We start from the raw sequence: 589 nt of genomic DNA on the forward strand, positions 1-589 counted from the left end.
ATAATGGCCCAGGCCAGGGCAAGACCTGGGTTTTTGGCAAGTAGCCGCTGGGCTTTTTCCAAAACAAGGGCTAGGTTGCCACTGTTGTAGGCAGCTGCTGCTTCCTGTAGCTCGCTGGCTTCTTCCTCGGTGGGGGGCTGCGTTGCTGGCAGAGGGTCAGGAGAGGGAGCTTCTCCCTTCAGGGTGGCGGCCGCTAGCCGCGCAGTTAGCTCGACAACAGCGGGCCCTTCCAAACCGTGGGCGCACGCTTCGGCAAGAACCCGCTCGGCCTCCCCGTATTCACCACACTCCAGCAGGGCTTCAACCAAAGCTAGCCAATATTGACCAACCGTTGGATTGGCGCTGACTGCCGTCATCAAATGGGACAGTGCCGACCGGGGCTGCCCCCGCTGACGGGCAAGTTGGCCCAGAAGGTGGTGGGCGTAGTGGTGGCGGGGGGCAACCTGCAGGATGGCCCGATAGAGCCGCTCTGCTTCGTCCAGGTGCCCCTGCTGGTGGTGGTCAATAGCTTGCTGCAGAAGGTTGCTTAGCTCCATCATCGGCCCTCTAGTTTGGGCAAGGCATAGGGATGAGCAGAATGCCAGTAGTC

At 61.1% G+C, this 589-nt stretch carries 1 protein-coding gene; it reads right to left on the reverse strand.

Going from position 1 to position 589, the window contains the following annotated elements:
- On the reverse strand, positions 1-539 hold a 539-nt coding region (locus tag NW838_RS10200), incomplete at its 3' end, for a tetratricopeptide repeat protein (RefSeq protein WP_414427979.1).
- Between the last annotated feature and the right edge of the window lie 50 nt (positions 540-589).

Source organism: Synechococcus sp. R55.2 (genome assembly GCF_047462075.1).
In the GTDB taxonomy this organism is placed as follows: Bacteria; Cyanobacteriota; Cyanobacteriia; order Thermostichales; family Thermostichaceae; genus Thermostichus.